The sequence below is a fragment of the Pseudomonas sp. BP11-1-1 genome (genome assembly GCF_052112105.1).
Taxonomy (GTDB): Bacteria; Pseudomonadota; Gammaproteobacteria; order Pseudomonadales; family Pseudomonadaceae; genus Aquipseudomonas; species Aquipseudomonas alvandae.
In genome coordinates this window covers 46,418-65,441 of sequence record NZ_JAUTYU010000025.1, presented here as the reverse complement: position 1 = coordinate 65,441, position 19,024 = coordinate 46,418, and the positions used below count along the sequence as shown (strand labels likewise).

General features: G+C 61.5%; 13 protein-coding genes and 1 tRNA gene. 13 read left to right on the top strand and 1 reads right to left on the bottom strand.

Annotated elements, in window-relative coordinates; genetic code table 11:
* Positions 1-39: 39 nt before the first annotated feature.
* Positions 40-126, bottom strand: a tRNA-Leu gene (locus tag Q7C33_RS26925).
* Between the two features lie 226 nt (positions 127-352).
* On the opposite strand from Q7C33_RS26925, the gene rnr reads away from it, so the two are divergent.
* The 13 genes from rnr to Q7C33_RS26860 all read left to right on the top strand — a co-directional run bounded on the left by rnr (position 353) and on the right by Q7C33_RS26860 (position 18,953).
* Complete coding sequence (gene rnr, locus Q7C33_RS26920; RefSeq protein ID WP_198797211.1) at positions 353-2,971, top strand: ribonuclease R; 2,619 nt, start codon at positions 353-355, stop codon at positions 2,969-2,971.
* Positions 2,968-3,729, top strand: a complete 762-nt coding sequence (gene rlmB, locus Q7C33_RS26915) for a 23S rRNA (guanosine(2251)-2'-O)-methyltransferase RlmB (protein ID WP_030140153.1) — start codon at positions 2,968-2,970, stop codon at positions 3,727-3,729. Before rnr ends, rlmB begins: the two co-directional genes overlap by 4 nt.
* 304 nt (positions 3,730-4,033) lie before the next feature.
* Positions 4,034-4,462 carry a 30S ribosomal protein S6 gene (rpsF, locus tag Q7C33_RS26910; RefSeq protein ID WP_003186395.1) on the top strand — a complete coding sequence of 143 codons (429 nt, stop codon included), beginning with the start codon at positions 4,034-4,036 and terminating at the stop codon, positions 4,460-4,462.
* A 28-nt stretch (positions 4,463-4,490) separates the two neighbouring features.
* A complete protein-coding gene (rpsR, locus tag Q7C33_RS26905; RefSeq protein ID WP_002551829.1) occupies positions 4,491-4,721 on the top strand; it encodes a 30S ribosomal protein S18 in 231 nt (76 codons plus the stop codon).
* A 36-nt stretch (positions 4,722-4,757) separates the two neighbouring features.
* Positions 4,758-5,651 (top strand): hypothetical protein, encoded by an 894-nt coding sequence (locus Q7C33_RS26900; RefSeq protein ID WP_030140152.1) that lies wholly within the window; start codon positions 4,758-4,760, stop codon positions 5,649-5,651.
* A gap of 18 nt (positions 5,652-5,669) precedes the next feature.
* The gene (rplI, locus tag Q7C33_RS26895; RefSeq protein WP_003186385.1) at positions 5,670-6,116 is read left to right on the top strand and encodes a 50S ribosomal protein L9; all 447 of its coding nucleotides are present in this window, start codon (positions 5,670-5,672) and stop codon (positions 6,114-6,116) included.
* A gap of 117 nt (positions 6,117-6,233) precedes the next feature.
* Complete coding sequence (gene dnaB, locus Q7C33_RS26890) at positions 6,234-7,631, top strand: replicative DNA helicase (protein WP_027911801.1); 1,398 nt, start codon at positions 6,234-6,236, stop codon at positions 7,629-7,631.
* Between the two features lie 249 nt (positions 7,632-7,880).
* Positions 7,881-10,193 carry a YgiQ family radical SAM protein gene (locus Q7C33_RS26885; protein WP_030140151.1) on the top strand — a complete coding sequence of 771 codons (2,313 nt, stop codon included), beginning with the start codon at positions 7,881-7,883 and terminating at the stop codon, positions 10,191-10,193.
* Between the two features lie 301 nt (positions 10,194-10,494).
* Complete coding sequence (locus tag Q7C33_RS26880) at positions 10,495-11,421, top strand: hypothetical protein (protein ID WP_030140150.1); 927 nt, start codon at positions 10,495-10,497, stop codon at positions 11,419-11,421.
* The gene (locus tag Q7C33_RS26875; protein ID WP_217861125.1) at positions 11,418-11,879 is read left to right on the top strand and encodes a hypothetical protein; all 462 of its coding nucleotides are present in this window, start codon (positions 11,418-11,420) and stop codon (positions 11,877-11,879) included. Before Q7C33_RS26880 ends, Q7C33_RS26875 begins: the two co-directional genes overlap by 4 nt.
* A gap of 176 nt (positions 11,880-12,055) precedes the next feature.
* Complete coding sequence (locus tag Q7C33_RS26870; protein WP_407684435.1) at positions 12,056-15,349, top strand: transglutaminase family protein; 3,294 nt, start codon at positions 12,056-12,058, stop codon at positions 15,347-15,349.
* Between the two features lie 224 nt (positions 15,350-15,573).
* On the top strand, positions 15,574-18,060 hold the full coding sequence (locus tag Q7C33_RS26865; RefSeq protein ID WP_407684434.1) for a circularly permuted type 2 ATP-grasp protein: 2,487 nt from the start codon (positions 15,574-15,576) through the stop codon (positions 18,058-18,060).
* Positions 18,060-18,953 (top strand): transglutaminase family protein, encoded by an 894-nt coding sequence (locus Q7C33_RS26860; RefSeq protein WP_030140146.1) that lies wholly within the window; start codon positions 18,060-18,062, stop codon positions 18,951-18,953. The genes Q7C33_RS26865 and Q7C33_RS26860 overlap by 1 nt, the downstream gene beginning before the upstream one ends.
* Positions 18,954-19,024: the final 71 nt, after the last annotated feature.

The following is a 19,024-nucleotide window of genomic DNA, read 5'->3' as shown; positions in this document are numbered from 1 at the left end:
TTTTGTGAGGTTCAAGGCGTATAACCTTGAAGCTTGAATTGGTGCCCAGAAGAAGACTCGAACTTCCACGACCTTGCGGTCACCAGCACCTGAAGCTGGCGTGTCTACCAATTTCACCATCTGGGCAATATCGGCAACGTGTCTACGTCGTCGATGGCGCGCACTATACGGAGCGTGTTTTTAACTGTAAACCCCCGGGCGCAAAAAAAACGCTAAATTTCACGAGCGGTGCAATCAGGGGCTTCAAAGGCGTGTCGAAAGACTTTAGAAAAGGCATCTGATGCTTGAAATTTCCCGTTTCATTACGCCTATGCCAAACTAACCCGCATATAGACAAGGTGAAAACTCTCTAATGGCCGATTGGCAGTCCCTCGATCCCGAGGCCGCTCGTGAAGCGGAAAAATATGAAAACCCTATTCCTAGCCGCGAACTGATCCTGGCGCATCTCGCCGATCGGGGTTCGCCTGCTAGCCGTGAGCAGTTGGTCGAAGAGTTCGGCCTGACCACCGAGGACCAGCTCGAAGCCCTGCGCCGCCGCCTGCGTGCCATGGAGCGCGATGCTCAACTGATCTACACCCGGCGTGGCACCTATGCCCCGGTCGACAAGCTCGATCTGATCCTGGGCCGCATCGCCGGCCACCGCGACGGCTTCGGTTTCCTGATTCCGGACGATGGCAGCGACGATCTGTTCATGAGCCCGGCGCAGATGCGCCTGGTGTTCGATGGCGACCGTGCGCTGGCCCGGGTTTCCGGCCTGGACCGACGCGGGCGTCGTGAAGGCGTGATCGTCGAAGTGGTTTCCCGTGCCCACGAAACCATCGTGGGGCGCTATTTCGAGGAAGGTGGCATCGGTTTCGTCGTTGCCGACAACCCGAAGATCCAGCAAGAAGTGCTGGTCACGCCAGGCCGTAATGCCAACGCGCAGATCGGTCAGTTCGTCGAAGTGAAGATCACCCACTGGCCAACCCCGCGCTTCCAGCCGCAAGGCGATGTGGTGGAAGTGGTCGGCAACTACATGGCGCCGGGCATGGAAATCGACGTTGCCCTGCGCACCTACGACATTCCCCACGTCTGGCCTGAAGCGGTCTTGAAAGAAGCCGCCAAGCTCAAGCCGGAAGTCGAAGAGAAAGACAAAGAGAAGCGCATCGACCTGCGCCACCTGCCGTTCGTCACCATCGACGGTGAAGACGCCCGTGACTTCGACGATGCGGTCTACTGCGAAGCCCGGCCCGGCAAGTTGCGCCTGTTCTCGGGCGGCTGGAAGTTGTACGTGGCGATTGCCGACGTTTCCAGTTATGTGAAGCTCGGTTCGGCGCTGGATGCCGAAGCCCAGGTTCGCGGCAACTCGGTGTACTTCCCCGAGCGCGTCGTGCCGATGTTGCCTGAGCAACTGTCCAACGGCCTGTGCTCGCTCAATCCCCATGTCGACCGCCTGGCCATGGTCTGCGAGATGACCATCTCCAAGGCCGGCGAGATGACTGACTACTGCTTCTATGAAGCCGTGATTCATTCCCACGCCCGCCTGACCTACAACAAGGTCAGCGCGATGCTGGAAACGCCGAAGCTGGCCGAGTCGCGCAAGCTGCGTGGCGAGTACACCGATGTCGTGCCGCACCTCAAGCAGCTCTACTCGCTGTACAAGGTTCTGCTTGCGGCGCGCCACGTGCGCGGCGCGATCGATTTCGAAACCCAGGAAACCCGGATCATCTTCGGTACCGAGCGCAAGATCGCCGAAATCCGGCCGACCGTGCGCAACGACGCGCACAAGCTGATCGAGGAGTGCATGCTGGCGGCCAACGTTGCCACGGCGGAATTCCTCAAGAAGCATGAAATCCCTGCGTTGTACCGGGTTCACGACGGTCCGCCGCCAGAGCGCCTGGAAAAACTGCGGGCGTTCCTCGGTGAGCTGGGCTTGTCCCTTCACAAAGGCAAGGAAGGTCCATCGCCGAAGGATTACCAGGCTCTGCTGGCGAGTATCAAGGATCGTCCGGATTTCCACCTGATCCAGACCGTGATGCTGCGCTCGTTGAGCCAGGCGGTGTACAGCGCCGATAACCAGGGTCACTTCGGCCTGAATTACGAGGCCTACACCCACTTTACGTCGCCGATCCGTCGCTACCCCGACCTGCTCACGCACCGGGCCATCCGCAGCGTGATCCACTCGAAGATGAACACCCCGCACGTCAAGCGTGCCGGTGCGATGACCATTCCGAAGGCGCGTATCTATCCGTACGACGAGGCCGCCCTGGAGCAGCTCGGCGAGCAATGCTCGATGAGTGAGCGACGTGCCGACGAAGCGACTCGTGATGTGGTGAACTGGCTCAAGTGCGAATACATGAAGGATCGCGTCGGTGAGTCGTTCCCTGGCGTGATTACCGCCGTGACTGGTTTTGGCCTGTTCGTCGAGCTGACTGACATCTACGTCGAAGGCCTGGTGCATGTCACCGCGCTGCCGGGCGATTACTACCACTTCGATCCTGTGCATCACCGCCTGGCGGGCGAGCGCACCGGGCGCAGCTTCCGCCTTGGCGATACCGTCGAAGTGCGGGTGATGCGTGTCGACCTCGACGAGCGCAAGATCGACTTCGAGATGGCGGAAAAAACCATCAGCGCGCCGATCGGTCGCAAGAAGCGTGGTGCCGAAACCGCAGCGCCTGCCAGCAAGTCCGAGGAGCCTGCTTCGTCGTCCCGGTCGGGGCGTCGTGGTCCGGCCAAGGAAAAAGCTGTCGAAGCCTATCGGCCAAGCGATGCTGCGGCGAAGAACGCTGAGTTGCGCAAAAGCCGTGAAATGAAACAGGCGTTGCTGGCCGAAGCCAAGAATGGTGGTAAAGCTGCATCCGGGAGCAAGGCCGGACGGTCGGCCCCGGACAAGGCGGCCAGCAAGCCTAGCAAACACCGTAAGGGCCCGCCGAAAGCGGGCTCGGCCCCAGCCAAGAGCGGCGGGGCGCGTAAACCCAAGGCCAAGTCATGAGTCAGTTGGAAAAAATCTACGGCGTGCACGCCGTGGAAGCGTTGCTGCGTCATCACCCCAAGCGGGTCAAGCAGATCTGGCTGGCGGAAGGGCGTAGCGATCCGCGCGTCCAGACCCTGGTTGAGCTGGCTGGCGAAAACCGCGTTGCGGTCGGCCAGGCCGAGCGACGCGAAATGGATGCCTGGGTCGAAGGCGTGCACCAGGGTGTCGTGGCCGAGGTCAGTCCGAGCCAGGTCTGGGGCGAAGCGATGCTCGACGAGCTCCTGGATCGCACTGAAGGCGCTCCCCTGCTGCTGGTGCTGGACGGCGTGACCGACCCTCATAACCTTGGCGCCTGCCTGCGTTCGGCGGATGCCGCCGGTGCGCTGGCGGTGATCGTGCCCAAGGACAAGTCGGCAACCTTGACGCCCGTGGTGCGCAAAGTTGCCTGCGGCGCGGCGGAAGTCATTCCATTGGTGGCGGTGACCAACCTGGCGCGCACCCTGGAGAAACTCCAGCAGCGCGGCTTGTGGGTTGTCGGCACGGCGGGCGAGGCCGAGGTCAGCATTTATGACCAGGACCTGACCGGTCCGACCATCCTGATCATGGGCGCCGAAGGCAAGGGCATGCGCCGCCTGACCCGCGAGCATTGCGATTACCTGGTCAAGCTGCCGATGGCTGGTAGCGTCAGCAGTCTCAACGTCTCGGTCGCCACCGGTGTGTGCCTGTTCGAGGCGCTGCGTCAGCGTGGTGCCAAGGCGGCCGCCAAGAAGCCTTAATCCAGGCGCGGTCAAAATGTGGGAGCGAGCTTGCTCGCGATGACGGTGTATCAGTGACGCAAATGTCGACTGACACGCCTCTATCGCGAGCAAGCTCGCTCCCACAGTGTTTTGTGTAGGGTCAGGAACGGCGCTGTTCAAATAATCACCAATTGCCTTGCGCCGCCCTCGGCCCTTCTCTACAATTGCGCCCCTTGCTGTGATGGCAGGCACTTATGTGTCTAGCGTCCTCAAGTCCATAAGTGTCATTCACTCCTTGTCTGACCGTTTTTGAGCGGCAGGCTACAACCCGTAAGGAGCATTCATGCGTCATTACGAAATCATCTTTTTGGTCCACCCGGATCAAAGCGAGCAAGTCGGCGGCATGGTTGAGCGTTACACCAAGCTGATCGAAGAAGACGGCGGCAAAATCCACCGTCTGGAAGATTGGGGCCGTCGTCAACTGGCCTACGCAATCAACAATGTTCACAAGGCTCACTACGTGATGCTGAACGTTGAGTGCACTGGCAAGGCCCTGGCCGAGCTGGAAGACAACTTCCGCTACAACGATGCAGTGATCCGTAACCTGGTCATCCGTCGCGAAGAAGCCGTCACCGGCCAATCCGAGATGCTCAAGGCTGAAGAAAACCGCAGTGAGCGCCGTGAGCGTCGCGACCGTCCTGAGCACTCTGACAGCGCCGATGGCGATGACAGCGATAGCGACAGCGACAACAGCGATAACGCTGACGAGTAATCCACGGACCTTTTAAGGAGCCAATCACATGGCACGTTTCTTCCGTCGTCGTAAATTCTGCCGCTTCACCGCTGAAGACGTGAAAGAGATCGATTACAAAGATCTCAACACTCTGAAAGCCTACGTATCCGAGACCGGCAAAATCGTTCCAAGCCGTATCACCGGTACCAAAGCTCGTTATCAGCGTCAGCTGGCCACCGCTATCAAGCGCGCCCGCTTCCTGGCCCTGCTGGCCTACACCGACAGCCACGGCCGCTGAGACCGGGCAGTCGACAAGTAGTAAGGGATTGAATGCATGCGCGCCTTAGCTGACTTCATCATGCGGGGACGTGTGCAGGCCACTCTGGTAGTGGCTGGATGTGCGGCATTGCCGTTGTTGTATTGGTTGGGTGCTGCCGCGGTGGGTCTTGTACTCCTGCGGCGCGGATTGAGGGACGCCTTGGGCGTTCTTGCTCTGGGACTGCTGCCGGCCTTGCTCTGGTGGTTGTATGCCGCTGACCCGCGTGCCGTCATGGTGCTGCTGGGGACTTCGGCGCTGGCGTTGGTGTTGCGCGCCAGCGAATCCTGGAACCGCGTGCTGCTGGTCAGCATAGCGACAGGCGTGGTGTTTTCAGTGGTGCTCGGGGTGGCTTTCGAACCCCAGATCGAGATGCTGTCGCAGGCTTTGATAAAAATCCTGCCCGAGGCGCTCGGTGATCTCTACCAACAGATGTCGGTAGAAGAGCAGGCGCGTTTCGCGTCCCTGATCGCCCCCGTCCTGACCGGACTGATTGCGGCCTTGTTGCAGATCGTCAGTGTGCTGAGCCTGGTTATCGGGCGCTACTGGCAGGCGTTGTTGTACAACCCGGGTGGTTTTGGTCGCGAATTTCGCGCCATCCGCTTTCCGCTTGGGCTGGCGATGTTGCTGTTGGCGGGCATGCTTCTGGGGCCGAACTTCGGTCCGCAGATGGCGATGCTCACGCCGTTGTGCAGCGTACCGCTGGTCTTTGCCGCGCTGGCCCTGATTCACGGGCTGGTGGCGCAAAAGCGGCTGGCCAGGTTCTGGCTGGTGGGGTTGTACGTCACGTTGTTGCTGTTCATGCAGCTGATCTATCCGTTGCTGGTGGTCCTGGCCATCGTCGACAGCCTGATTGATTTTCGCGGTCGTATGGCGCCGAAAGACGCCGACAGCGCGAACGGTGAAGGTTAAAAGTTAGAGGATTTTCACATGCAACTGATCCTTCTGGAAAAAATCGCCAACCTGGGCAACCTGGGCGACAAAGTAAACGTTAAGGCCGGCTACGGTCGTAACTACCTGCTGCCTTTCGGCAAAGCCACCGCTGCGACCGCTGCCAACCTGGCTGCGTTCGAAGAGCGTCGCGCTGAGCTGGAAAAAGCCGCCGCAGACCGTAAGGCATCGGCTGAAAGCCGTGCTGCCCAACTGGCCGAGCTGGAAGTGACCATCACTGCCACCGCTGGCGACGAAGGCAAGCTGTTCGGTTCGATCGGTACCCACGACATCGCTGACGCACTGACCGCCTCCGGCGTTGAAGTAGCGAAAAGCGAAGTTCGTCTGCCGAACGGCACCATCCGCAACGTAGGCGAATTCGACGTAGCCGTGCACCTGCACGCCGAAGTCGAAGCCACCGTACGCGTTGTCGTGGTAGCAGCCTAAGCAACACCTGTCGGTTGGCACCCCCGGGTGCTTGCCGGTAACATCGGGCACGATCCTGTCTACAGGTCGTGCCCTTTGTCTTTCTGCAATTCCTGATTTTCATAACCAGACGTGGCCATGAACGAAATCACCGCCCCCGAGCAATACGATCTGCAAACCGCTGCCCTGAAGGTGCCTCCGCATTCCATCGAGGCCGAACAGGCCGTGCTCGGTGGCCTGATGCTGGACAACAACGCCTGGGAACGTGTGCTCGATCAAGTCTCCGACGGCGATTTCTACCGGCATGACCATCGTCTGATTTTCCGTGCGATCGCCCGTCTGGCCGATCAGAACATGCCGATCGACGTCGTGACCCTGGCCGAGCAATTGGACAAGGAAGGGCAGACGTCCCAGGTCGGCGGCCTTGGTTATCTGGGCGAACTGGCGAAAAACACACCGTCGGTCGCCAACATCAAGGCCTATGCGCAAATCGTGCGCGAGCGGGCGACCTTGCGCCAGTTGATCGGCATCAGCACCGAGATCGCCGACAGCGCGTTCAACCCGGAAGGGCGAACCGCCGCCGAGATCCTCGACGAAGCCGAGCGGCAGATTTTCCAGATCGCCGAGGCCCGGCCGAAAACCGGCGGCCCGGTGAGCGTCAACGACCTGTTGACCAAGGCCATCGACCGCATCGACACCTTGTTCAACACCGACAACGCCATCACCGGCCTGTCCACCGGCTACACCGACCTCGACGAGAAAACCAGCGGCCTGCAGCCGTCCGACCTGATCATCGTCGCCGGCCGTCCATCCATGGGTAAGACCACCTTTGCGATGAACCTGGTGGAAAACGCCGTGCTGCGCAGCGACAAGGCGGTGCTGGTGTACTCCCTCGAGATGCCAGGCGAATCGCTGATCATGCGTATGCTCTCGTCCCTGGGGCGTATCGACCAGACCAAGGTCCGTTCCGGCCAACTGGAAGATGACGACTGGCCGCGCCTCACGTCGGCGGTCAACCTGCTTAACGACCGCAAGCTGTTCATTGACGATACGGCGGGTATCAGCCCGTCGGAAATGCGCGCCCGGACCCGTCGCCTGGTGCGCGAGCACGGTGACATCGCACTGATCATGATCGACTACCTGCAGTTGATGCAGATCCCCGGTTCCAGCGGTGACAACCGGACCAACGAGATTTCCGAGATCTCCCGTTCCCTCAAGGCCCTGGCCAAGGAATTCAACTGCCCGGTCGTGGCCCTGTCGCAGCTGAACCGTTCCCTGGAACAGCGCCCCAACAAGCGCCCGGTGAACTCCGACTTGCGGGAATCCGGAGCGATCGAGCAGGACGCCGACGTGATCATGTTCGTGTATCGCGACGAGGTGTATCACCCCGAGACGGAGCACAAGGGCATTGCCGAAATCATCATCGGCAAGCAGCGGAACGGCCCGATCGGCTTCATCCGCCTGGCGTTTATCGGTAAATACACGCGCTTCGAGAACCTGGCGCCGGGTAGCTACAATTTTGATGACGACGAATAACCTGTTCAGCATCTCTTGAGGCAACCCCTTTCCAGGAGGTTGTATTTTCCCTGTGGGAGCGAGCTTGCTCGCGATAGCGGTGTAACTGTCAGAACATGTGTTGAATGTGCAGACCTCTTCGCGAGCAAGCTCGCTCCCACATTGGGTTTGCGGTGCGCCACCAATTTCCGACCATAGCCGTCGGAATTGGTTATTTTTTGTGCTATATTCCGCGCCCGCGATTTTTCATCCTTTATACCGGTCATCGACATGCAAGCAGCCAAGCCGTTATTTGACTATCCCAAGTACTGGGCCGAATGTTTCGGCCCGGCGCCGTTCCTGCCGATGAGCAGGGAGGAGATGGATCAGCTCGGCTGGGATTCGTGCGACATCATCATCGTGACCGGTGATGCCTACGTCGATCACCCGTCGTTCGGTATGGCGATCATTGGCCGTCTGCTGGAAGCCCAAGGCTTCCGTGTCGGGATCATTGCCCAGCCGAACTGGCAGTCCAAAGACGATTTCATGAAGCTCGGCGAGCCCAACCTGTTTTTCGGCGTCGCGGCCGGCAACATGGACTCGATGATCAACCGCTACACCGCCGACAAGAAAATCCGCTCCGATGACGCCTACACCCCCGGTGGCCTGGCGGGCAAGCGGCCGGACCGCGCGAGCCTGGTCTACAGCCAACGCTGCAAGGAAGCCTACAAGCACGTGCCGATCGTGCTCGGCGGCATCGAAGCGTCCCTGCGCCGCATCGCCCACTACGATTACTGGCAGGACCGGGTGCGCAACTCGATCCTGATCGACGCCTGCGCCGATATCCTGCTCTACGGCAACGCCGAGCGAGCGATTGTCGAAGTCGCCCAGCGCCTGTCCTATGGCCACAAGATCGAAGACATCACCGACGTGCGCGGCACCGCGTTCATCCGTCGTGACACACCGCAAGGCTGGTACGAAGTCGATTCCACGCGTATCGACCGTCCGGGCAAGATCGACAAGATCATCAACCCGTACGTCAATACCCAGGACACGCAAGCCTGCGCCATCGAGCAGGAAAAAGGGTCGACTTTCTCAAGTGCAGAAGACCCGAGCGAAGCCAAGGTCGTGCAGATCCTGGCGAGCCCGAAAATGACCCGCGACAAGACCGTGATCCGCCTGCCATCGGTGGAAAAGGTCCGTGGCGACGCGGTGCTCTATGCCCACGCCAACCGCGTGCTGCACCTGGAGACCAACCCGGGTAACGCCCGTGCGCTGGTGCAGAAGCACGGCGAAGTCGATGTCTGGTTCAACCCGCCGCCCATTCCGATGACCACTGAAGAAATGGACTACGTGTTTGGCATGCCTTACGCACGTGTTCCTCATCCGGCCTACGGCAAGGAGAAGATCCCGGCCTACGAGATGATTCGTTTCTCGGTGAACATCATGCGCGGCTGCTTCGGTGGCTGCACGTTCTGCTCGATCACCGAGCACGAAGGCCGGATCATCCAGAACCGTTCCGAAGAGTCCATCATTCGCGAGATCGAAGAGATCCGCGACAAGGTCCCTGGCTTCACCGGGGTGATTTCCGACCTTGGCGGGCCGACCGCGAACATGTACCGCATCGCCTGCAAGAGCCCGGAAATCGAATCCGCGTGCCGCAAGCCATCCTGCGTGTTCCCTGGCATCTGCCCGAACCTGAACACCGACCATTCGTCGCTGATCCAGCTGTACCGCAGCGCCCGGGCCTTGCCTGGGGTGAAGAAGATCCTGATCGCCTCCGGCCTGCGTTACGACCTGGCGGTCGAGTCGCCGGAATACGTCAAGGAACTGGTGACCCACCACGTCGGTGGTTACCTGAAGATCGCCCCGGAGCACACCGAGGAAGGTCCGCTCAACCAGATGATGAAGCCGGGCATCGGCAGCTATGACAAGTTCAAGCGCATGTTCGAGAAGTACACCAAGGAAGCCGGGAAAGAGCAGTACCTGATTCCATACTTCATCGCGGCTCACCCGGGTACCACTGACGAAGACATGATGAACCTGGCGCTGTGGCTCAAGGGCAACGGCTTCCGGGCCGACCAGGTGCAGGCGTTCTATCCGTCGCCGATGGCCACGGCCACCGCCATGTACCACTCGGGCAAGAACCCGCTGCGCAAGGTCACCTACAAGAGCGACGCGGTGACCATCGTCAAGAGTGAAGAACAGCGCCGCCTGCACAAGGCGTTCCTGCGTTATCACGACCCGAAAGGCTGGCCGATGCTGCGCGAAGCACTGACCCGCATGGGTCGCGCTGACCTGATCGGGCCGGGCAAGCACCAGTTGATTCCGTTGCACCAGCCGGCCACCGACAGCTACCAGAGCGCCCGTCGCAAGAACTCGACGCCGGCTGGCAGCCATAAAGTGGCCAAGGAAACTACCAAGATCCTGACCCAGCACACCGGCCTGCCCCCACGTGCCAGCGACGGCGGCAATGCCTGGGACAAGCGCGAGCAAGCCAAGGCCGCCGCGTTCGCCCGCAACCAGAAGGCCGCCAAGGAGCGCAAGGACGCGGCCAAGGGCAAGGGACCGAAGCCGGCGCGCAAGCCTGTCGTACCGCGCTGATCACCCCGCCACCTCGCAAAACGCCAGCCTTAGTGCTGGCGTTTTGCTTTCTAGCGGGCGTGCTGGCTGTTTGTTATCGTGGCGACCGCCAACGGCGTGACGGCGGATGCATCGCTTTTGTGGCGAGGGAGCTTGCTCCCGCTGGGCTGCGAAGCGGCCCCAAACAATCCCATGCAATGTTCCCAGGCAGACCGTGCCGGCCGGTTTACGACGGCTTCGCCGCCGAGCGGGAGCAAGCTCCCTCGCCACGGGTGTTCAGTGTGGATAAAGCCCCACTTTCCGATTCTCAAGGACGATTCATATGAGCAGCGCTTCAACGGGCATTGGCATGGACCTGAGCTTTTCCCAGTTCATGGCCCGCAAACGCATCGAAAGCCAAGTCAACTTGCCGCGTCTGTTCGCAGCCATCGATGCCGACCCCAACATCGCCGGTGCGGGCGTGGTGTACATCGATTCCGAGTACAACGTGGTGACGCTGCGCGAATTCAAGCCGATTTGCAGCATCGCGCCCAAGCGAATCATTTTGCGCGAGGCCAAGAAATACATCGCCCCGCAGCAATTCATCGATCAGGTAAAAAGCAGTCCGCGTGAGTCAAAACTCGGGACTGAGTCGATGAATGCCGGTTTGTCCTGCGTCGCCGCTGTCATCGGTTGGGTGGTGGTATTCAGCGGAAGCGTCGCTGTGCCCTTTACGGCTGGAGCCAGTGCCTTTGTCGTTGCCCTGGGCGCCGCTGCGGCGACGGCCAGCACTGCGCAATGCGTCATAGGCGGGATGCGGGTGGCGAATGAGTTAACCAATCCTACTGGCAACGATGAAATGAACGACGCCGATTGGTACAACATCGTAAGCCCCATTCTCGACGGTGTTTCCCTTGTGGGCGTCGGTGGCTCGGCGCTTACGACTGTTCGGCTGCTGAAGGCCAGCAAAGCAGCCGGTACCGGGAAGAGTTGGTATCAGTTGCTCAAGGGCCTGAGTCGTCAGGAGCGCAGCAAACTGACAAAGGAATTGTTGACCCTGAAAGATCCGAGTCTTACCGCCAAGCTGCTCAAACTGCAGCAACGAGCGGGCGCCTTGCCCAAGCGTTACTCCTCCGCTGAAATCAGGCACGCCACGCTGACTCAAATAAAGGATTCTCTCGGCGGCGCTTTGGGGATCATTGGCAGCTATACCGGCGATGGTGCTGTGAAGACTGTTGCCGTCGGGTTGTATGAGGAGTTCACGGAATGATCGGCGGCGGATCATTGAAGCAGTTCCTCGCCCGTTATTTTCCGGTGTTCATGGGGACGATCTTTCTGGGCTGCTTTTCCGGATCTGCGCTGCTGGTTTTGTCCGGAGGCACTTATTGGCGTGCCTTGGAGCCTTCCGTCAGGAGCAACTATGTTGGGCTCGGCACGTTGGCTCTGGTGAGTGTCTTGGTCCTGGGCAATCTCATGATCGCACGCGGACGCGCCTGGGCGATCTGGTGGGTGGCGGGTTATTTCCTCGCCTGTCTGGCGGCGGTGTTGCCGACGTTTGCTTATGGGCCGCATCAAGGTGTGTACGTGTTTGCGGTGCTGTTGCCGCTACTGGGACTCCTGCTGCTCAACAGCAAACGCCACCGGGAAATGCGCAGCAAACTCATCGAAATCCGCCACCAACGCGAACGCATCCTCCAGTCCGCCAAGGCCTCGCGCCCGCGCCGCTGAGTCGATTCGCTACCGCCCCGCGCCGCATTTATGTGCGGCCTTTGCAGATCAGTACAGGCATCGCGCGGTTTTAGTGCTCTACTGCCCTGAGTAGACGTTGAAAGTGTCCGGCCTGCCTGCATGGCATAAGTCTTGCGCCGCTTTCGATAACGCCCAGGCTCCGCAGGAGGCACGCCGTGTCGATTCATGTCGCTTTGCACCATGTCACACACTATCGCTACGAGCGCGCTGTCGAACTCGGTCCGCAGATCGTTCGCCTGCGCCCGGCGGCCCACAGCCGCACGCGTATTCTTTCCTATGCCCTGAAAGTCTCGCCCGATCAGCATTTCATCAATTGGCAACAGGATCCCCAGGGCAATTACCTGGCGCGGCTGGTGTTCCCGGAAAAAACCAATGAGCTGCGGGTCGAGGTCGATCTGGTCGCCGAGATGGCGGTGTTCAATCCGTTCGATTTTTTCCTCGAGCCCTACGCCGAGAAAATCCCGTTCACCTACGCGGCTGACGAAAAACACGAGCTGATGCCCTACCTGGAAAAGCTTCCGCTGACGCCGAAGTTCAAGGCTTACCTGGACGGCATCGACCGCACGCCGCTGCCGGCGGTGGATTTTCTGGTGGCGCTCAACCAGCGCCTGAGCGAAGACATCAACTACCTGATCCGCATGGAACCCGGCGTGCAGACGCCAGAACATACGTTGGAGCACGCGTCCGGTTCATGCCGTGACTCGGCCTGGTTGCTGGTGCAGCTGTTGCGTCACTTGGGCCTGGCGGCGCGGTTTGTCTCGGGTTACTTGATCCAGTTGACCGCTGATGTGAAAAGCCTCGACGGCCCGTCTGGTACGGAAGTGGACTTTACTGACCTGCATGCCTGGTGCGAGGTCTACCTGCCCGGCGCCGGTTGGATCGGCCTCGATGCCACGTCCGGGTTGTTCGCGGGCGAAGGGCATATTCCCTTGGCGTGTAGTCCTGATCCGTCCTCGGCGGCGCCGATCAGTGGCTTGGTGGAGCCGTGCGAGTGTCAGTTCAGCCACGAAATGTCCGTCGAGCGGATTTGGGAAGCGCCGCGGGTCACCAAGCCCTACACCGAAGAACAATGGTTGGCGATCCAGGCGTTGGGCCGGCAGATCGATGCCGACCTGCAGGACGGTGACGTGCGCCTGACCATGGGCGGTGAACCGACTTTCGTGTCCATCGACGACCCGGACGGCGCCGAGTGGAACACCGCTGCCCTCGGGCCGGACAAGCGCCGCCTTTCCGCCGAGCTGTTCCAGCGCATGCGCGAGCATTACGCGCCGCAAGGGCTGGTGCATTTCGGCCAGGGCAAGTGGTACCCCGGCGAGCAATTGCCGCGCTGGTCGCTCAACTGCTATTGGCGGCGCGACGGAGTGCCGATCTGGCATGACAGCGCATTGATTGCCGACGAGCAGAAGGACTGCGGCGCCGATGGCGAGTTGGCGGGTCGTTTTCTGGCAAGTGTCGCTGAACGCTTGAAGATTCCTACGCGGTTTGTGTTTCCCGCCTACGAAGACAATTTCCATTATCTCTGGCGCGAAGGCACGTTGCCTTCGAACGTGACGGCCGAGGATTCCCGGTTGGAAGACCCGTTGGAGCGTGTGCGGTTGCGCAAGGTCTTCAGCCAGGGGCTGGGTAAAGTGATCGGCCAGGTCCTGCCGCTGGCCCGAACCGCCAAGGGCGACCAATGGCAAAGCGGGCGCTGGTACTTGCGCGACGATCATTGCCGGCTGGTACCGGGGGATTCGCCCTTGGGCTACCGCTTGCCACTGGCGTCCCAGCCCTGGGTGACGGCGGCCGAATATCCGTTCATCCATCCCACCGACCCGAACCAGGACTTGCCCGAGTTGCCCGGTACCGAGCAACTGAACCGTCACGGCGAGCCGGCACTGGAACAGGAGCGCGTGCCGAAGATCGACGAATCGGCCGATTGGCTGACCCGCACCGCCTTCTGCGCCGAGGCCAGGGAAGGGCGGCTGTACCTGTTCATGCCGCCGCTGGAACGGGTCGAGGATTACCTGGAACTGGTCAGCGCCATCGAAGCGACCGCGCATGAGCTGGATTGCCCTGTCCTGTTGGAGGGCTACGAGCCGCCGAGCGACCCGCGCCTGAGCAACTTCCGCATCACGCCGGACCCGGGTGTCATCGAGGTCAACGTGCAGCCTTCGGCGAGCTGGGATGAGTTGGTCGAGCGCACCGAGTTTCTTTACGAGCAAGCACGACTGAACCGACTGACCACCGAGAAATTTCTGATCGATGGCCGGCACACCGGTACCGGTGGCGGTAACCATTTCGTACTGGGTGGCGCGACACCGGCTGACTCACCGTTCCTGCGACGTCCGGACTTGCTGCGCAGCCTGATCAGCTACTGGCATAACCACCCGTCGTTGTCCTACCTGTTTTCCGGGTTGTTCATCGGCCCGACGTCCCAGGCTCCGCGGGTGGACGAGGCGCGCAACGACGCGTTGTACGAACTGGAAATCGCCTTCGCGCAAATGCCCCAGCCCGGCGAGGAATGCCCGCCGTGGTTGGTCGATCGGCTGCTGCGCAACCTGTTGATCGATGTAACCGGCAACACCCACCGCGCCGAGTTCTGCATCGACAAGCTCTATTCGCCGGACGGCGCCACCGGGCGTCTCGGCTTGCTGGAGTTGCGCGCTTTCGAAATGCCGCCCCACGCCCGCATGAGCCTGACCCAGCAATTGCTGTTGCGGGCGCTGGTGGCGCGGTTCTGGCGTGAGCCCTATGCGCCGGCCAAACTGGCGCGCTGGGGCACCGAGCTGCATGATCGTTTCCTGCTGCCGCACTTCATCGAGCAGGATTTCGCCGAGGTCATCGAGGAGCTCAATGGCGCCGGTTATCCATTGCGTGCCGAGTGGTTCGCCGCGCATCTCGAGTTCCGCTTTCCCAAAGTGGGCGATTACGCCGTCAACGGTATCGAGCTGCAGTTGCGCCAGGCGCTGGAGCCTTGGCACGTGTTGGGCGAAGAGGGCTCGGCGGGCGGCACGGTGCGTTATGTGGACTCGTCCTTGGAGCGCTTGCAGATCAAGCTCACGGGGTTGACACCGCAACGTTATATGCTGACCTGCAATGGCGTGCCGGTGCCGTTGCAGCCCACCGGTCGCGTAGGCGAGTTCGTCGCCGGGGTACGTTTCCGCGCCTGGCAACCGTTCAATTGCTTGCAGCCGACCATCCCGGTGCACGCGCCGCTGGTCTTCGACGTGCTCGACACCTGGATGCAACGTTCCCTGGGCGGCTGCCAATACCACGTGGCGCATCCGGGCGGGCGCAACTATGACAGCCTGCCCGTGAACGCCAACGAAGCGGAGAGTCGGCGGATGGCGCGATTCTTCCGTATCGGACACACGCCGGGGAAACTTCCGATCCCCGATCTGGCAACGGATGACGAGTTCCCCTTCACGCTCGATCTGCGGCGCTTTCACGGGACCTCAAAAAGCTAGCTGGACCTTGTGGCGAGGGAGCTTGCTCCCGCTCGGTTGCGCAGCGACCGTAAGATCTCGGGGCTGCTGCGCCCGAGACGTCGGACCGCCCCAGCGGGAGCAAGCTCCCTCGCCACAAGGATTGCAGCGTGCAAACCCAGGCTGGATCCAACACAAACACACCTATCCGGGCGTCATACGCTTGCGCTAGTCTCACCTATCATTGCCGTCCTGCCGAGCTTTCCATGCCTGACCTGCTTGACCGTTACCCGCTGACGACGGGCACCTATCACGAATTGCTGGACGACAGCGGTGCGGTGCGTGCGCACTGGCGGCGGCTGTTCGACCAATTGCAGCGCAGTACGCCGGCACAACTGCTCCAGCGCCAGGCATTGCTGGCCCGGCAGATCCAGGAAAACGGCGTCACCTACAACGTCTATGCGGACCCGAAGGGCGCCGATCGGCCTTGGGAGCTGGATCTGCTGCCCCATGTCATCGATGCCCAGGAATGGAAGCTGCTGTCGGCCGGCATCGCCCAGCGCGCGCGTCTGCTCAATGCGGTACTGGCCGACCTGTACGGACCGCAGCGGCTGATCAGCGAAGGGCTGCTGCCGGCGGAGCTGGTGTTCGGCCACAACAATTTCCTCTGGCCTTGCCAAGGCATCACGCCGCCGGATGGCGACTTTCTGCACCTGTATGCCGTGGACCTGGCGCGCACGCCCGATGGTCGCTGGTGGGTGACTGCGGATCGGACCCAAGCGCCTTCCGGGGCCGGTTATGCCTTGGAAAACCGCACGATCGTGTCCCGGGCGTTTCCCGATCTTTATCGCGACCTGAAGGTGCAGCACCTGTCCGGTTTCTTCCGGACCTTGCAAGAGACGCTGGCACGGCAGGCGCCCAGTGACGGCGAGCCGCCGCTGGTGGTGCTGCTGACGCCCGGGCGTTTCAACGAGAGCTATTTCGAGCATCTCTACCTGGCGCGCCAGCTCGGTTACCCATTGGTGGAGGGCAGTGACCTGACCGTCCGGGACGCCACGGTCTACCTCAAGACCCTCAGCGGGTTGCGTCGGGTCCACGCGATCATGCGCCGGCTCGACGATGACTTCTGCGACCCGCTGGAGTTGCGCACCGATTCGGCCCTGGGCGTGCCCGGGTTGTTGGAAGCGGTGCGCCAGGGCCGAGTCTTGGTGGCCAATGCCCTGGGCAGCGGTGTGCTGGAATCGCCAGGGCTCTTGGGGTTCTTGCCGAAGATCAACCAGTATCTGTTCGGCGAAGAACTGATGCTGCCTTCCATCGCGACCTGGTGGTGCGGTGAACCGCCAGTGCTGGCCCAGGCCCTGGAGAAACTACCTCAGCTGTTGATCAAGCCGGCGTTTCCTTCCCAAAGCTTCACACCGGTGTTCGGCCGAGACCTGGACGAGAACCAGCGCGCTCAGTTGGCGGCACGTATGCAGGCGCGGCCTTATGCCTATGTCGCCCAGGAGCTGGCGCAGCTTTCCCAGGCGCCGGTGTGGCAGGCCGAGGATGGCTTGATCCAGCCCCGGGCCATCGGCATGCGCGTGTACGCCGTGTCCGGGAAAAACGATTATCGCGTGCTGCGCGGTGGCCTGACCCGCGTGGCCGCCGAGGCCGATGCCGAGGTGGTGTCGATGCAGCGCGGCGGTGCCAGCAAGGACACGTGGGTGCTTGGCGAGCAAGCGCCCGGCGGCGAGCAATGGAAGGCCCAGCGCACCGTCGGCGTTCATGACCTGGTGCGCCGCGATCCGTACTTGCCGTCGCGAGTCGTCGAGAACCTGTTCTGGTTCGGTCGTTATTGCGAGCGCTGCGACGACAGCGCTCGCCTCCTGCGGATCATGCTGGCGCGGTATGTCGACGGTGATGACCCACAGGCGCTGCAATCGGCGGTCTCCCTGGGCGAAAGCCTGATGCTGTTGCCCGAAGAGGGCGAGCTGCCCGAACGCCTGATGGCGGCCATGCTCGGCGATGACTGGTCTTTCAGCCTGCGTTCCAACCTGCAGCGCTTGCAGTGGGCGGCTTCGCAGGTTCGCGGCAAGCTGTCGCGGGAAAACTGGCAGGCGCTGGTGGAGCTGCAGCGCGAAGCCGTGGAACTGGAAACCAGTGAACCGGATTTCGGTGAGTTGCTGGATTTCCTCAATCGCTTGGTGATGTCCCTGGCGGCGTTATCCGGGTTCGCCCTGGACGACATGACCCGCGACGAGGGCTGGCGCTTCCTGATGATCGGCCGGCGCCTGGAGCGCCTGCAGTTTCTCAGCGCCAGCCTGGCGGCGTTCTTGCGGGGCGAAGCGGTGTTCGATCAGGCCGGGCTGGAGTGGCTGCTGGAGTTGGGCAACAGCAGCATCACCTACCGCTCGCGCTACCTGGCGGTGGCGCAGTTGATCCCGGTGCTCGACCTGTTGCTGCTGGACGAACAGAACCCCCATGCGGTGCTCTTCCAATTGAAACTGGTGGCCCGCACCCTCAAGCGCCTGAACGATGATTTTGGCGCGCCCAGGGATACCGCGTTGCCGGAGTTGGTGACGCGCCTGTCGCGCTTCGACCTGCGCTGCCTGGAAAACCCGCTGTTCGGCGAAGCCAGCCTGCGCGCGGCACTCGACGGGCTGGCCGAGCTGTTGCAGGAAGTGGCCGATGTCAGCGGCCAGGTGTCCGATCGCCTGGCCTTGCGCCATTTTGCCCACGTCGATGACGTCAGCCAACGCACGGTGTCCGTCTGATGAATGCTCGTTACCAGATCCTCCACGACACCCATTACCACTACGACAGCCCAGTGTCCCTGGCGCAGCAACTGGCCCATCTGTGGCCACGGGCCTGTGATTGGCAGCGTTGCACCGAACAGCAGTTGCTGATCAGTCCGGAGCCGACGACCCGTCGGGATGAGCAGGACGTGTTCGGCAATCCTTTGACCCGCCTGGCCTTCGAGCGGCCTCACGATGAACTGCTGGTCAATGCCCGCCTGAGCGTCGAGGTGCTGGCGCGCCCTGAACTGGATTTCAATCTGTCGCCGGCCTGGGATTCGACCCGTGACGCGTTGACCTATAGCGGCCGACCGCTGACGGCGCGGTTACTGGACGCCTGTCGCTACCGTTTCGAATCGCCCTATGTGCACCTCAAGCGCAGCTTCGTGGAATTCTCGGAAAGCTGTTTTCCGGCGGGACGACCGCTGATGGTCGGGGTCCAGGCATTGATGGAGAAGATTTTCGAAGAGTTCACCTTCGACGCCGAGGCCACCCAGGTCGCGACGCCGTTGGTGGAAGTGCTGGAGCGACGCCGCGGCGTCTGCCAGGACTTCGCCCACCTGATGCTGGCTTGTGTGCGATCCCGCGGATTGGCGGCGCGTTACGTCAGCGGCTATCTGCTGACCCAGCCACCGCCCGGCCAGGCCCGCCTGATAGGCGCCGATGCTTCGCACGCCTGGGTGTCGGTGTTCTGCCCGGTGTTGGGCTGGGTGGACTTCGACCCGACCAACAATGTGCAGCCGGCCCTGGAACACATCACTCTGGCCTGGGGCCGGGATTTTTCCGATGTGTCACCGTTGCGCGGGGTAATCCTGGGGGGCGGTACCCATGATCCCGAAGTGCGGGTGACCGTGATGCCGTTGGAGTCATAAGGGGACCCATTGTGGGAGCGAGCAAGCCCGCTCCCACAGGTTATGTGTCACATGGATGAATGAGGTTTACC

Excerpts from the sequence above, each read along its gene's own strand:
- rnr (WP_198797211.1), top strand. The coding sequence starts at position 353 with ATGGCCGATTGGCAGTCCCTCGATCCCGAGGCCGCTCGTGAAGCGGAA.
- rlmB (WP_030140153.1), top strand. The coding sequence starts at position 2,968 with ATGAGTCAGTTGGAAAAAATCTACGGCGTGCACGCCGTGGAAGCGTTG.
- rpsF (WP_003186395.1), top strand. The coding sequence starts at position 4,034 with ATGCGTCATTACGAAATCATCTTTTTGGTCCACCCGGATCAAAGCGAG.
- rpsR (WP_002551829.1), top strand. The coding sequence starts at position 4,491 with ATGGCACGTTTCTTCCGTCGTCGTAAATTCTGCCGCTTCACCGCTGAA.
- Q7C33_RS26900 (WP_030140152.1), top strand. The coding sequence starts at position 4,758 with ATGCGCGCCTTAGCTGACTTCATCATGCGGGGACGTGTGCAGGCCACT.
- rplI (WP_003186385.1), top strand. The coding sequence starts at position 5,670 with ATGCAACTGATCCTTCTGGAAAAAATCGCCAACCTGGGCAACCTGGGC.
- dnaB (WP_027911801.1), top strand. The coding sequence starts at position 6,234 with ATGAACGAAATCACCGCCCCCGAGCAATACGATCTGCAAACCGCTGCC.
- Q7C33_RS26885 (WP_030140151.1), top strand. The coding sequence starts at position 7,881 with ATGCAAGCAGCCAAGCCGTTATTTGACTATCCCAAGTACTGGGCCGAA.
- Q7C33_RS26880 (WP_030140150.1), top strand. The coding sequence starts at position 10,495 with ATGAGCAGCGCTTCAACGGGCATTGGCATGGACCTGAGCTTTTCCCAG.
- Q7C33_RS26875 (WP_217861125.1), top strand. The coding sequence starts at position 11,418 with ATGATCGGCGGCGGATCATTGAAGCAGTTCCTCGCCCGTTATTTTCCG.
- Q7C33_RS26865 (WP_407684434.1), top strand. The coding sequence starts at position 15,574 with ATGCCTGACCTGCTTGACCGTTACCCGCTGACGACGGGCACCTATCAC.
- Q7C33_RS26860 (WP_030140146.1), top strand. The coding sequence starts at position 18,060 with ATGAATGCTCGTTACCAGATCCTCCACGACACCCATTACCACTACGAC.